Raw genomic sequence first — 13080 nt, forward strand, 5'->3', positions numbered from 1 at the left:
GTGCGTGGGTGTGGCGCCTGCCGTCTCGCTGCGCGGCGCCGGTGGTGGCCTCCGTTCGTCTCCCACCCGCCCGCCCCCTCCGGGGGCATCGGTGGTCCGGGCCCCGGCCGGGGTGCCGGTGTGGAGCCCGTCGTTTCGTTGCGCGGCGCCGTGGGGCGTGCCCGAGACGTCGGCGCGTCGGCCGGACCAGTCGGGGAACCGGCCTCCGGCCACACACCTGGAACGTGCTTGGGGCGGATGACCGTGCCTGGTGAGGGCCGAGTTGGTCGTCGCGGGATGAAGGTGAGGCGGAGCAACCCGTTCGTGGACGAGAGGCACAAGTCCGTAGGTAGGCGGTCGGCGACCGGCAAGCGGCGGCGCAGCCCCAGGGCCAACCCCGGTGCGGCCCGCACCAACCGGAGCCCGCGCCAAACCGGAGCCCGCACAACCGGGCCCGCACAACCGGGCCCGCATCAACCGGGCCCGCATCAACCGGGCCCGCATCAACCGGGCCCGCACCAACCGAGCCCGCACCAACCGAGCCCGCCCCCTCCGGGCCGAAGCCCCCGGAGGGGGCGGGCGGGTGGGAGATGAGCGAGGAAACTGGCCCGGGAGCCGGGAGCCGGGAGCCGGGAGCCGGGAGCCGGGCACATGCCATCCGGCAACGCCCCCGGGCCCGCGCTCCCGGCACGGACGCGGGCACGGCCCTGGGGGTGCCGGGCGCCGGCCCACCCGCGCCCAACCCCGAACCCGCAGCCCCACCTACGCCGCCCCCGACCCCCGCCCACCCGCACCCGCACCCGCCGGGGACCGGGACGCGGTCTGCCGAATGCATTCGCGATACCGTCGGAACGTCAACAGCGCCACCCCGGAGGGGACTTCGTGGGGATCGAGAGTGATCAGATCGTCTTCGACTACCTGAGCAAGGTCGGAGACCTGGCCCAGTCGCGGCAATTGCCGTCGTCGGACCGTATGCGACTCGTCGCGGACCTGCGCACCGAGATCGACCGGCGCCGCGCGGCGGGCGGCGCCGAAAGCCCCGCCGCCGTCCGCAGGTTGATCGGCCGGCTCGGTACCCCGGACGAGATCGTCGCCGGTGCGAAGGACGGCGACGGCACCTACGACTTCGGCGACTCGGGCGACGACGAGCCCGACCAGACCAAGGGAACGCTCGGCCGCATCGTGCCGAAGGCCCGCGCACCCCGGGCGCCCCGCGCACCCCGTCCACCCCGCGTACGCCGCAAGGCCGCACCGGACGATCCCCACGTGGACGACGGCCCCGCCCCCGTGCATCTCGCCGGCACCGACGAACTGGGCACGGTCGAGACCGCCGACTGGTGGCGCGCCGGAGGCGGCGGCGTACCGGGCACCGAGATCGACGACGTGCCGGGCTTCGTCGGAGGCATCGAGATCCCGGACATACTCAAGCCGCCGGGTGCCGGCCCCGGCCCCGACCTCCGCAAGCGCCCGCTCCCCGAACCGGCCAGGGCCAAGGCCAAGGAAGACGAGTACGAGGACGTCGACGACGACGCCGACGACGGCGAAGAGGACGCCGCCGCCGCCGACGGCGACGCGAAGTCCGGCCCCTTCGGCGCCCGCCGCCTCTTCCGGCCCCGCCGCGTACCCCGCGCCTCCTTCGGCCGCTCCTTCACCCAGCCGTTCCTGCTGCTCGCCGCGATCGCCCTGGTCGCAGGCGCCGCGCTCGGCAACATCCTCGTGCTGCTGATCGGCTGGGCCGTCGTCTACCTGTCCCGGCAGCTGACCATGGGGCAGAAGAAGTTGGCGGTGTTCGGTCTGCCGGGGGCCGCCGTACTCGGCGGCATCGTCTGGCTGTGGGGGCGCGGCGACGGCCGGTGGGGCGATCCGATAGCCGACGGCCGGCTCAGCGGCGCGCTCGACGAGACGTGGCCGTGGGTGCTGCGGTGCGCGGCGTTCGCCTCGGCGCTCTACCTGGTGTGGCGGGCACGCTCACCCAGGCTCTAGAACCTCGTCACCCGCCCGTCGTCAAACGCCCGCCCTCAAACCCCCAGATCCGACTCCACCTCGGAGAGGATCTGCCCGGCCGCCGTGTACCCGACCCCCTGCGCCCACAGCTCGTCGTTCACGTTGTAGACCCGGCTGTCCCGCACCGCCCTGATGCCGCGCCACTGGCCGCTCGTGGTGGCCTCCGCGACCTGGGCCAGGCCCGGGTTCCCGTACGTGGACGTGAAGATCGCGTCCGCGTCCGCCCTGCCGATCCGCTCGGCCCCCACGTCGTACGAGAGCCCGCCCCTGGCCTGCTTCGTGATCGCCGGGCGGCCGAGGCCGACGTCGGACAGGACCGTGGCGGCGGGGGTCCGCCCGCCGAGGATGCGGATGTCGGAGCCCGCGACGAAACGGACGATGTTGACCTCGGTCCGTGCCGCCGCGCCCGCGCCGCCGACGGCCTTGGTGACGGCGGCGGCGTGCTTCTTGTACGTGGCCGCGACCTGCCGGGCCCGCGTCTTCTCGCCGAGCGCGTCGGCGTGCACGCGGAAGTTCTGCTTCCAGGCGGCGTCGGAGGCCCCGGTGAGGACGGTGGGAGCGATGGCGGTCAGCTGCTTGTAGCGGCGGCCGTCGTGGGCCTTGTCGCCGATGATCAGGTCGGGCTTCAGCGCGGCGATCTTCTTGAGGTCGGGGTTGTTCCGCTCGCCGACCTCGGTGATGCCCTTGGTCTTCGACGCCGGAAGGTACGAGGGGAAGGGCTGCTCGGTGCCGGACCCGGCACCGGGCCCGGTGGCGCCCACGGGCCGTATGCCGAGGGTGATCGCCGAGTCGAGCCCGGCGGTGTTCAGGACGACCACGCGCTCGGGGAGGTTCTTGACCTTGACGCCGCCCATGGCGGTGTCGACCGTGTGGCTGCCGGAGGCCTTGGCGGTGGGCTTGGCGGCGCTCCCGCCGTCGTCCGAGCTGCAGGCGGAGAGGGCGAGCGCGAGGGCGAGTGCGAGCGCGGCACCGAGGGCGGGGCGGGTGTGGTTCATGGGCGCCCATGGTGCCCCTGGGATCGCCCACGGGGAAGCCGTCACCATGCAGATCCCCCACGAGGAAGCCGTCACCAGCCGCCGCCACGCAGATCGCCCGCCGGGAGGCCGTCGCCGTACGGTGACCGTGACCGTGACCGTGACCGTGATCGGCTTCGGGGGAGCCGTCGTCGGAGAGGCAGAATGGGTGCCATGGCTCCCCACGCAGATCCCACGTCCGCCGGGCTCACCGGCCCCACCGTCGGCTTCGATCTCGACATGACGCTGATCGACTCCCGGCCCGGCATCCGCGCCACCTGGGTCGCGCTGTCCGAGGAGACCGGGATGCGGATCGACGCGGATCTGATCGTCTCGCGCCTGGGGCCGCCGCTGACCGAGGAGTTGGCGTACTGGTGCCCGCCGGAGGAGATCCCGGCGATGGCCGACCGCTACCGTGAGATGTATCCCACATACGCGATCACGCCGACGCTGCCGATGCCCGGCGTGCGCGAGACCATCGCCGCCGTGCACGCGGCGGGCGGCCGGGCCGTCGTCGTCACCGCCAAGTACGAGCCGAACGCCAAGCTGCACCTCGCGCACCTCGGCATCGACGCGGACGCCGTCATCGGCGACCTGTGGGCCGAGGGCAAGGGCCACGCGCTGCGCGAGCACGGCGCGAGCATCTACGTCGGCGACCATGTCGGCGACGTCCGCGGGGCGCGCACCGCGGAGGCGCTGTCCGTGGGCGTGACGACCGGACCGTGCGACGCCGCCGAACTGCGGGAGGCCGGCGCCGACGTGATCCTCGACGACCTGACCGGGTTCCCGGCCTGGCTGGCGGGTTACGTGGCGGAGCGCGCCTGACGGCGCTGGGCGGCGATGCCCCGCAGTACGCCCGCCGCGGCCATGACGAAGCCGACGCCCATCAGCATGCACACCGCGTAGGAAATGGGCGGGAACGGGTCGGTGCCGAGGAACAGCGGAGCCATCGTGACGAGGGTGGCGATCGCCCCCAGGACGAAGACGATGCCGCCGGCTTTCACGAGGCCGTCGCCGGGGCCGGTCTCGGCCACCGCGGAATTGGCTTTGGTTTTGTCGCGCACTCCACCAGGGTAGTTCCCAGCGCAGAGAGACAAACACGGGCCGAGCACAGACGGGCGGAGACCGGCGGGCGAACCCTCGGGCGACACCTTGTCACCGGGCCCGAGACCAATAGTCTTGGTGACGGCGGGTCGGACCACGGCCCGCTGTCCTGCTATCCAGCCGCTTTATCCCAGCGATTTCTTCTAGTACGAGGACGAGGACTTCACGTGCCTACCGGCAAGGTCAAGTGGTTCAACAGCGAGAAGGGCTTCGGCTTCCTCTCCCGCGACGACGGCGGCGACGTCTTCGTGCATTCCTCCGTACTTCCCGCAGGCGTGGACGCCCTCAAGCCCGGCCAGCGCGTCGAGTTCGGGGTGGTCGCAGGACAGCGCGGCGACCAGGCGCTCTCGGTCACCATCCTCGACCCGACGCCCTCGATCGCGGCCGCCCAGCGCCGCAAGCCGGACGAACTGGCATCGATCGTCCAGGACTTGACGACGCTGCTCGAGAACATCACGCCGATGCTGGAGCGCGGCCGGTACCCGGAGAAGACGGCGGGCAAGAAGATCGCCGGTCTGCTCCGGGCGGTGGCGGACCAACTGGACGTCTGACGCGCGACCTACGACGGGCTACGGGAAGGACAGCGCGTCCGGCGCGAGCGCCGGGACCAGGCCTTCGGCGGCGGCCCGGGTCAGCAGCCCGCGGATCGCCGCGTAGCCGTCCTCGCCGAGGTCGGCCGTGAACTCGTTGACGTACAGGCCGATGTGCTGGTCGGCGACGGCCGGGTCCATCTCCTGCGCGTGCTCCATGACGTAACCGCGGCTGGCCTCGGGGTCCTCCCAGGCCATCCGCACCGAGGTGCGCACGGCGTCCGCGTACGAGCGCAGCTTCTCCGCGCCCAGGTCACGGCGGGCGATGATCGCGCCGAGCGGGATCGGCAGGCCCGTCGTGGCCTCCCAGTGCTCGCCCATGTCGGCGAGCTTGTGCAGGCCGTAGTTCTGGTACGTGAAGCGGGCCTCGTGGATGACGAGCCCGGCGTCGATCTTGCCGTCGCGCACGGCGGGCATGATCTCGTGGAACGGCATGACGACGATCTCGCCGACGCCGCCACCGGGGACGACGTCGGCCGCCCACAGCCGGAACAGCAGGTACGCGGTCGAGGTCTCGCTCGGCACCGCGACGCGCTTGTCGGACAGGTCCACGCCCGCCTCGCGGGTGAGGACCAGCGGGCCGCAGCCGCGGCCGAGCGCGCCGCCGCACGGCAGCAGCGCGTAGTCGTCGAGGACGTACGGCAGGACCGCGTACGACACCTTGAGGAGCTCGTAGGCGTCCTCGCGGCGCTCGGCGACGCCGTTGGTGATGTCGATGTCGGCGAAGGTCACGTCGAGCGCGGGGGCGCCGGGGACGCGGCCGTGGGCCCAGGCGTCGAAGACGAACGTGTCGTTCGGGCAGGGCGAGAAAGCGATGCGGGCGGTCTCGGCCCCCGCTGCGGTGTCGGTCATGTGTTCTTCCAACTCTCCAGTACGGGCGCGGTCTTCCCGAACGCGGAGGCCAGCGCGGCGAGCGCGTCACCGATGCGCCAGGCGTCGCGGTCGCGGGGGCCGACGGCGTTGGAGACGGCGCGTATCTCGGCCACCGGCACGCCGTGCGCGGCGGCGGCCTCGGCGACCCCGAAGCCCTCCATCGCCTCGGCGACGGCGCCGGGGTGGCGCTGCGCGAGCAGCGCGGCGCGGTCGGCGGTGCCGGTCACCGTGGACACGGTGAGCACGGTGCCGACGGCGGCGGAGGCGGCCGACGCGAGATCCCTTACGAGGGACTCCGGCGGCGTGTGGGTGACGGTCCCGAAGCCGAGTTCGGTGACGGGGACGAAGCCCTCGGCGGTCTCGGCGCCCAGGTCGGCGACGGTGATCGCGTCAGCGACCAGGACCGCCCCGGGGGCCGCCGTGAAGCCGCCGCCGATGCCGGCCGAGACGACCAGCGTGTACGGGGTGTCCGCGAGTTCGGCCCTGGTGAGGGCGGTCGCGGTGCCGGCCGCTGCGGCGGCGGGGCCCACGCCGACCGCCACGACGTCGAGCGAGGGGTGATCGTGCAGCGCGCCCGCCACCGCGTCCCGTTCGGCCGGGACGGCGGTGGCGATCAGGACGCGCGAAGGCGCGGTATTCGTCAGGAGTCCTTCTCGAGCTTGAACGACCACAGGCCGTACGCCTTGGAGTTGCCGCCCGACAGGATCGTGACGGTGGTCGCGGAACCGGAGGCGCCGTACTGCTGGTTGAAGAAGACGCTGCCCGGAACGGTGCGGTAGGTCTTCTTGCTGGCGTCCGTGAGCGGCTGGCCGTTCATCAGGAGCGTCCAGCCCTTCTCCGCGATGTCCGGGTCGACGCCGAAGCGGACCGTGGCGTCCGGGTCCACCTTGATGGACTTGGCGTCCTTGTCCTTCAGGCAGCCCTGGAGGGCGGTCGGCTTCAGCGCGTCGCCGTCGTTGTAGCAGCTGGCCTCGGAGTTCACCGATTCGCGGTCCACCGTGACGGTGGCCATCGGCGTCGGCTTGTCGCAGGCGGAGAGGACGAGCAGTCCGGCGCCGACAACACCGACGGCGGCAACGGCGCGGCGGTGGCGCTGGGCGAAACGCTGGGAGGTCATGGCGGAAGGCTATCTGGCGCCGCCGCTCCCGCTCCGAGTGGGGGAGCTGGTGTCGCGTTTGCGCACTACGCCACTCGTGACCGGCGGGTGGGCCCGGAGTGGCGTGCCGACGCCAGCAGTCCGCGCACCGTGGAGAGCCAGCCCGCCGCCACGACGGCCGCGGCGACAGACAGGCCCAGCGCCCCGTTCAGCGGCAGCGCGATCCCGATCGCCCCGCCCACCACCCACGCCATCTGCAGCAATGTCTCCGAGCGCGCGAACGCCGACGTACGCACCGCCTCCGGGACGTCCCGCTGGATCGTCGCGTCGAGGGACAGTTTGGCCAGCGCCTGCGCGAACCCGGCGACCGCGCCGAGACACGCCGTCATGAGCGCGCTGAAGAAGACGGCGGACATGATCGCCACGCCGAGCACCACCGCGAGGACCGTCACGATGATGACCTCGGGGGCCCGCGCCTTCAGCCACGCCCCGACCGCCGTGCCCAGCGCGTTCCCCGCCCCCGCCGACACGCCCACGAGCCCGAGCGAGACGGCCGCGCTCTGCCCGGGCAGCGGATGCTCGCGCAGCAGGAACGCCAGATAGAAGATCAGGAAGCCGGACAGACAGCGCAGCGTGGCGTTCGCGGCGAGGGCGTGGGTGACGGCCGGGCCGACCGTCCGAAGCCCCGGCCGGCGCGCCCTGGTCCGCGCCGGACCGTGCAGATGTTCCTCGTCCGCCGCGAGCAGCGCCTTGCTCTCGCCGCGCGCCGAGTCCACCTTGTGCGGCATCGAGTACGACAGAAAGACCCCGCACACGTACAGCACGAAGGCCCCGTACAGCGGCCACCGCGGGCCGATCGCCTGCAGTCCCGCCCCGACCGGGGCCGCCGCGCCCGTGGCGAGCAGCCCGCCGAGCGTGACCCGCGAGTTCGCCTTCACCAGCGAGAAGCGGGGCGGCAGCAGGCGCGGCACGACCGCCGAGCGCACCACCCCGTACGCCTTCGACGCGACGAGGACGCCGAGCGCCGCCGGATACAGCTGGAGCCCGCCGCTCGCCACGGCGCCCGCGAGGACGAGGGCGAGCAGCGCCCGCGCCATCATCGACGCGGCCATCGCGGCGCGCCGCCCGTGCGGCAGCCGGTCGAGGAGCGGACCGATGACGGGCGCGAGGAGCGTGAACGGCGCCATGGTGATCGCGAGATACAGGGCGACCCGGCCGCGCGCCTCGTCCGTCGGCACGGAGAAGAACACCGTGGAGGCGAGGGCGACCGTGATCATGACGTCGCCGGCGCCGTTCAGGGCGTGCAGCTCGATCAGCTTTCCGAGGCCCGACTCGCCCGCGCCGTGCGCGTGCGTCGCTTTGCGGATGCCGCGTGCGGTGCCGGTGAAAGGGAGGTGCAGAGCCCGCCCGATTCTGCGAAGGCGGCTCGGCGCGTCCGACGCGCGCGACGACGCACCCGACGACGACTTGAACGACGACCTACCGGCAGCCACGCTGCAATGGTGCCTCTTGTTCGGGCGAACCAGTGCCGTTATGGACACGCCGGTCGGCTTTCCGGCCAGGTGCGGCTCGTACGTCGGTGTGGGCCCAGGGCGTCAGACGAGGTAGCGTGCGTAGCGCGCCCGCGGCGGTTGTTCTCGGCCGCGCGCCTCTCGGCCATCCCGCAGAATGGATGGCGTAGGTGCGCCCGGAACGCTCGGGCGCGGACGTCGACGCGGCCCTCCGGTCCGCTCCGTCCGCGCTCCCGCACACAGGACGGCGCACTCGTGAGACGGCGTAGGAGAGAAGCGATACCTGTGAGCGCAGCGACAACGCGAAGCCGCACCCCGGACCGCCTGTGCGCCGAGGCGGTGGACATCGCCCGGGCAGCGGCCGAGGAGGCCGCCGCACCCGGAGTGGTGGGCGAGCACGTCGAGACGGTGGTCGAGGGCGACCGCGTCGTCACGCACCTCTTCGAGTGCAAGGAGTTCGGCTATCGGGGCTGGCGCTGGGCCGCCACCGTGGCCCGCGCCTCCCGCGCCAAGTACGTGACGCTCGACGAGGTCGTGCTGCTGCCGGGACCCGACGCCCTCCTCGCGCCCGAGTGGGTGCCGTGGAGCGAGCGGCTCCGCCCCGGCGACCTCGGGCCCGGCGACCTGCTGCCGACCGAGGCCGACGATCTGCGCCTGGAGCCCGGCTACACGGGCGACGACGTGCCGCCGCCGAACTCTCCCGTGTCCGAGGACATGGCGGAGCTCGTCGAGGCGGAGGACGCCGAGATCACCGAGGGGCCCGTGGCGGCGCTGCCCGTCGCGCCGACCCGCGGCTCGATCGCGGCGGTCGCCGAGGAGCTGGGCCTGCGCCGGGCGCGGGTGCTCTCCCGGTACGGGCTGCATGTCGCGGCCGACCGCTGGGACGAGTCCTTCGGCGCCAAGACCCCCATGGCGCAGGCGGCCCCCGCCTCCTGCGGCTCCTGCGGCTTCCTCGCGAAGATCGGCGGCTCGCTCGGCCAGGCCTTCGGCGTCTGCGCCAACGAGTTCTCGCCCGCGGACGGCCGCGTGGTCTCCCTGTCGTACGGCTGCGGCGGCCACTCCGAGGCGGCCGTCATGCCCAAGGCCCCGCGCCCGGCGCCGCCGGTGATCGACGAGACGGTGGTGGACGTCCTGGCCCTGCGCCCCGACGCGGACGCGGGCTCGGTGGGGGCGGTGGCCTCCGGCAACGGGGACGAGGACCTGGGGCACTCGTAACCGTTTTTTCCTTCGGGTGGGGTCTCGGCGGCGGGTGAGTAATTCAAGCCTCGGCGGCGGGTGGGCATTTTCAAGCCCCTGCGGCGATTGAGCAGCGGGGCCCGGGGCGGAGCCCCGAGACGTCAACCACGGTGCCGCCGCATGCTCACGGCAACAAAGGGAACCCTGCGCGATACGGTTCGGCCGATCACGCCACCCGCCCCAGAGGAGTCACCCGTGAGCGTCAGCACCCCCGCACCGGAGGGAGTCGACCCGTTCGGCACCGCGCGGCTGCGCCACGCCGTGCTCGACGCGTGGGCGGGCAGCGCCGCCCGGTTCCGGGAGGACGCCAACGCCGAGGAGGACCTCGCGCTCGGCGGCTACCGGGACCGCCTCGTCGTCGAACTCGCGCAGAACGCCGCTGACGCCGCCGCACGGGCCGGCGTCGAGGGGCGCCTCGCGCTCACCCTGAAGGACGGCGTCCTCGCCGCCGCCAACACCGGCGCCCCGCTGGACGCGGCGGGCGTCGAGTCGCTGTCCACGCTGCGGGCCTCCGCCAAGCGGGAGGACACGAGCGGCGCGGTGGGCCGGTTCGGCGTCGGCTTCGCGGCCGTGCTCGCCGTCTCCGACGAGCCCGCGGTGGTCGGCCGGAGCGGGGGTGTGCGCTGGTCCCTCACGGACGCGCGGCTCGCCGCGGCGGACACGGCGCTGCGCGGCCCGGACCTCGGTGACGAGCTGCGCCGCAGGGACGGGCACGTTCCGCTGCTGCGGCTGCCGTTCGCGGCGGAGGGCTCCGCCCCGGAGCCGTACGACACGGTGGTCATCCTTCCGTTGCGGGACGCCGCGGCAGAAGCGCTGGCCGCGCGGTTGTTGGACGGGGTTGACGACACGCTTCTCCTCGCTCTGCCGGGGTTGACGGAGGTCGTGATCTCGACGGAGGCGGGTACGCGGACCTTGCGTCGGTCGGAGGAGCCGCCCTACGTGGTGATCGCCGACACGGGGTTGCGGCCTCGGGGCTCCGCCCCGGACCCCGCGGGCTCTCGTCCGACAAGCGGGCTTGAATTGGCCCACCCGGCGCAGGGCCCCGATGATGCCGCTCCCGACTTGGGCAATCTGCCGCCTGGGGCGGCAGGGTGGGCAAGGCGGCCCACGGTGCCGCGCGCCGATGAGACGGCCCCCGCCACGCGGTACCGCACCCTCACCCACACCGGCCGGCTCGACGCCGACCTCCTCGCCGACCGCCCCGTAGAGGAACGGCTGCGGCCGGAATGGGCCGTGACCTGGGCCGTCCCGGTCGACGCCGAAGGGGCTCCGGTCAGGCCGCGCAGCGAACCCGTGCTGTACGCGCCCACCCCCAGCGACGAGGCCCTCGGCGTCCCGGCCCTGCTCATCGCCACGTATCCGCTGGACACGGCGCGGCGGCACGTCGCCCCCGGCCCGCTCACCGACTTCCTCACCGAACGCGCCGCCGACGCGTACACCGAACTGCTCGCCGGATGGCGCCCCGTGGGCCCCGGCATCCTCGACCTCGTACCGGGGCCGCTCGGCAGGAGCGAGCTGGACGGGGCCCTGCGCGCCGCCGTCCTGGAGCGGCTGCCGCGCACCGCGTTCCTGCCCCCGGCGATCGAGCCGGGCGACGAGGAGGACGACGACCGGCCGACCTCGCTGAAGCCGCGCGACGCCGAGGTCGTCGAGGGCGCGGGCGCCGACACCGTACGGGTCCTCGCGGACGTGCTGCCGAGCCTGCTGCCCGCAGGGCTCGAGCGCCGCGTGGAGCTGCGGACGCTGGGCGTCGCCCGCCTCCCGCTGACCGAGGCGGTCGACCGGCTCGCCGGGCTCGAGAAGGAGCCCGACTGGTGGCTGCGGCTCTACGAATCGCTGGCCGGCGTCGATCCGGACCGGCTCAGCGGGCTGCCCGTGCCGCTCGCAGGCGGCCGCACCGTCATCGGCCCGCGCCAGGTCCTGCTCCCCACCACCGAGGCCTCCACGGTCCCCGGCGAGGCGCTCGCCCGGCTCGGTCTCAAGGTCGCGCACGCCGACGCCGCCCACCCGCTCCTGGAGAAGCTGGGCGCCCTGCCCGCCACCCCGCGCGCCGTGCTGCGGACCCCGCAGGTGCGCGCCGCGGTCGCCGCGTCCCTCGACGACGAGGCGTCCGCCTGGGACGACGAGACCACGTTGGACGCCGAGGAGCTGGCCGACGTCGTCCTCACCCTCGTACGCGACGCCCATCTCGACGTCGGCGACGAACCGTGGCTCGGTGCGCTCGCCCTCCCCGACGACGAGGGCGAACTCGCCCCGGCCGCCGAACTCCTGCTCCCCGGCAGCCCGATCGCGTCCGTGCTGCGCGAGGACGAACTCCCTTACGTGGACGGTGAGCTGGCCGAGCGCTGGGGCCAGGAGCCGCTCGCCGCGTGCGGCGTCCTCGCGGCCTTCGCGCTCGTCCGCGCCACCGACGTCGTCCTCGACCCCGACGAACTCGACCCGCGCGAGAGCGACTTCCCGGAGCCGGACGACGCCGGGCTGCTCGACGCCGTCGACGTGTGGTGCGAGGACGCCCTCGACGGGCTGCCCGACACCCCCGTCCCGCCGGTCGCCACCGAACTGATCGCCGTACGGGACCTGGACCTGGTCGACGAGGACCGCTGGCCGCAGGCCCTGGCCCTGCTCTCGCAGCCGCCGCTGCGCGACGCCCTCACCCAGCCGGTCCGCGTGCTGCTGCCCGACGGCACCCACGAGCTCGTCCGCCCGTACACGGCCTGGTGGCTGCGCGGGAGCCCGGTCCTCGACGGCCGCCGCCCGGCCGGTCTGCGGGCCGAGGGCGGGGACCCGCTGCTCATCGGCCTGTACGAGCCCGCCGACGCCGCCGGTTTCGACGACGAACAGGTCCTGCGCGCCCTCGGGGTGCGCACCTCGGTCGCCGTGCTGCTCGACGAGCCCGGCGGCGCCGCCGAGCTCCTCGACCGCCTCGCCGACCCCGACCGCCCGGTCGACGCCACTCAACTCCACGCCCTCTACGGCAGGTTGGCCGACCTCGACCCCGAGCAGGTCACCCTGCCGGACGAGCTGCGCGCCGTACGGGACGGGGAGGTCGTGGTCGTCGACGCCCGGGACGCCCTCGTCGCGGACGCCCCCGACCTGATCCCGCTCACCGGGGGCCGCGCGCTCCTCCCGGTCACCCCGTCGAAGGCCGCGCAGCTCGCCGAGCTGTTCCAGGTGCGGCGCCTGAGCGAGGTCCTGGGCGTGGAGTCGGTCGAGGGCGGCGACGTCCACGAGGTGCCCGATTCCGTGCACGTCCTCCTCGGGGCCTCGACCCCGGCCTCGTACGTCGAGCACGAGGAGCTGTACGTCTCCGACGTCGAGGTGGACTGGTGCCGTACCGCCGACGGGGTCGTGCACGCGGCGACGCTGGAGGGCGTCGCGGCGGGTCTCGCCTGGGCGGCGGGCCAGTGGCCGCGCCGCTTCGAACTCGCGGCCCTCCTGGAGGACCCGTCCCGCACGGGTGAGCTGGCGCGCGACCGGTGGTTCGACTAGTCACCCGGCACCGGCGTGGGGGGGGGGGGGGCGCCCCCCCCCCCCCCCCCCCCCCCCCCCCCCGAACCCCCCCCCCCCCCCCCCCCCCCCCCACCCCCCCCCCCCACCCCCCCCCCCCACCCCCCCCCAAAACCCCCCCCCCCCCCCCCCCCCCCCCACCCCCCCCCCACCCCCCCACCCGCCCA

The 13080-nt window shown here is 74.1% G+C and carries 11 protein-coding genes; 5 read left to right on the forward strand and 6 right to left on the reverse strand.

Going from position 1 to position 13080, the window contains the following annotated elements; translation table 11 throughout:
- Positions 1 to 861: 861 nt before the first annotated feature.
- Positions 862 to 1962 (forward strand): HAAS signaling domain-containing protein, encoded by a 1101-nt coding sequence (locus tag ACFV9W_RS35720; RefSeq protein ID WP_385769601.1) that lies wholly within the window; start codon positions 862 to 864, stop codon positions 1960 to 1962.
- A 35-nt stretch (positions 1963 to 1997) separates the two neighbouring features.
- Here ACFV9W_RS35720 and ACFV9W_RS35725 read toward each other — a convergent pair whose 3' ends face one another.
- Entirely contained in the window at positions 1998 to 2978 is a 981-nt protein-coding gene (locus ACFV9W_RS35725; RefSeq protein WP_385769603.1) for an ABC transporter substrate-binding protein, read from the reverse strand.
- A gap of 192 nt (positions 2979 to 3170) precedes the next feature.
- Here ACFV9W_RS35725 and ACFV9W_RS35730 point away from each other — a divergent pair, with 192 nt between their 5' ends.
- The gene (locus ACFV9W_RS35730) at positions 3171 to 3821 is read left to right on the forward strand and encodes an HAD family hydrolase (protein ID WP_385769605.1); all 651 of its coding nucleotides are present in this window, start codon (positions 3171 to 3173) and stop codon (positions 3819 to 3821) included.
- On the opposite strand, the gene ACFV9W_RS35735 is transcribed toward ACFV9W_RS35730, so the two are convergent.
- The gene (locus tag ACFV9W_RS35735; RefSeq protein ID WP_385769606.1) at positions 3800 to 4060 is read right to left on the reverse strand and encodes a hypothetical protein; all 261 of its coding nucleotides are present in this window, start codon (positions 4058 to 4060) and stop codon (positions 3800 to 3802) included. The genes ACFV9W_RS35730 and ACFV9W_RS35735 overlap by 22 nt on opposite strands.
- Positions 4061 to 4267: 207 nt before the next feature.
- On the opposite strand from ACFV9W_RS35735, the gene ACFV9W_RS35740 reads away from it, so the two are divergent.
- Entirely contained in the window at positions 4268 to 4651 is a 384-nt protein-coding gene (locus tag ACFV9W_RS35740) for a cold-shock protein (RefSeq protein ID WP_385769608.1), read from the forward strand.
- 18 nt (positions 4652 to 4669) lie between these two features.
- Here ACFV9W_RS35740 and ACFV9W_RS35745 read toward each other — a convergent pair whose 3' ends face one another.
- The 4 genes from ACFV9W_RS35745 to ACFV9W_RS35760 form a co-directional block, all read right to left on the reverse strand.
- Positions 4670 to 5542, reverse strand: coding sequence for a 1,4-dihydroxy-6-naphthoate synthase (locus ACFV9W_RS35745; protein ID WP_385769610.1), 873 nt, complete (start codon positions 5540 to 5542; stop codon positions 4670 to 4672).
- On the reverse strand, positions 5539 to 6234 hold the full coding sequence (locus tag ACFV9W_RS35750; protein ID WP_385769612.1) for a futalosine hydrolase: 696 nt from the start codon (positions 6232 to 6234) through the stop codon (positions 5539 to 5541). The genes ACFV9W_RS35745 and ACFV9W_RS35750 overlap by 4 nt, the downstream gene beginning before the upstream one ends.
- Positions 6204 to 6680 (reverse strand): DUF2771 domain-containing protein, encoded by a 477-nt coding sequence (locus tag ACFV9W_RS35755; RefSeq protein ID WP_385769614.1) that lies wholly within the window; start codon positions 6678 to 6680, stop codon positions 6204 to 6206. Before ACFV9W_RS35755 ends, ACFV9W_RS35750 begins: the two co-directional genes overlap by 31 nt.
- A 65-nt stretch (positions 6681 to 6745) precedes the next feature.
- Positions 6746 to 8152, reverse strand: a complete 1407-nt coding sequence (locus ACFV9W_RS35760) for an MFS transporter (protein ID WP_385769616.1) — start codon at positions 8150 to 8152, stop codon at positions 6746 to 6748.
- A 303-nt stretch (positions 8153 to 8455) separates the two neighbouring features.
- Between ACFV9W_RS35760 and ACFV9W_RS35765 the strand changes: the two genes are divergently transcribed.
- Together ACFV9W_RS35765 and ACFV9W_RS35770 are read left to right on the forward strand one after the other, a co-directional pair.
- On the forward strand, positions 8456 to 9385 hold the full coding sequence (locus tag ACFV9W_RS35765) for a DUF3027 domain-containing protein (protein WP_385769618.1): 930 nt from the start codon (positions 8456 to 8458) through the stop codon (positions 9383 to 9385).
- A 216-nt stretch (positions 9386 to 9601) separates the two neighbouring features.
- Positions 9602 to 12895, forward strand: coding sequence for a sacsin N-terminal ATP-binding-like domain-containing protein (locus tag ACFV9W_RS35770; RefSeq protein WP_385769620.1), 3294 nt, complete (start codon positions 9602 to 9604; stop codon positions 12893 to 12895).
- The last annotated feature ends 185 nt before the right edge of the window (positions 12896 to 13080 follow it).

Origin of the sequence: Streptomyces sp. NPDC059897, from assembly GCF_042730865.1 — a bacterium.
Classification (GTDB): domain Bacteria; phylum Actinomycetota; class Actinomycetes; order Streptomycetales; family Streptomycetaceae; genus Streptomyces.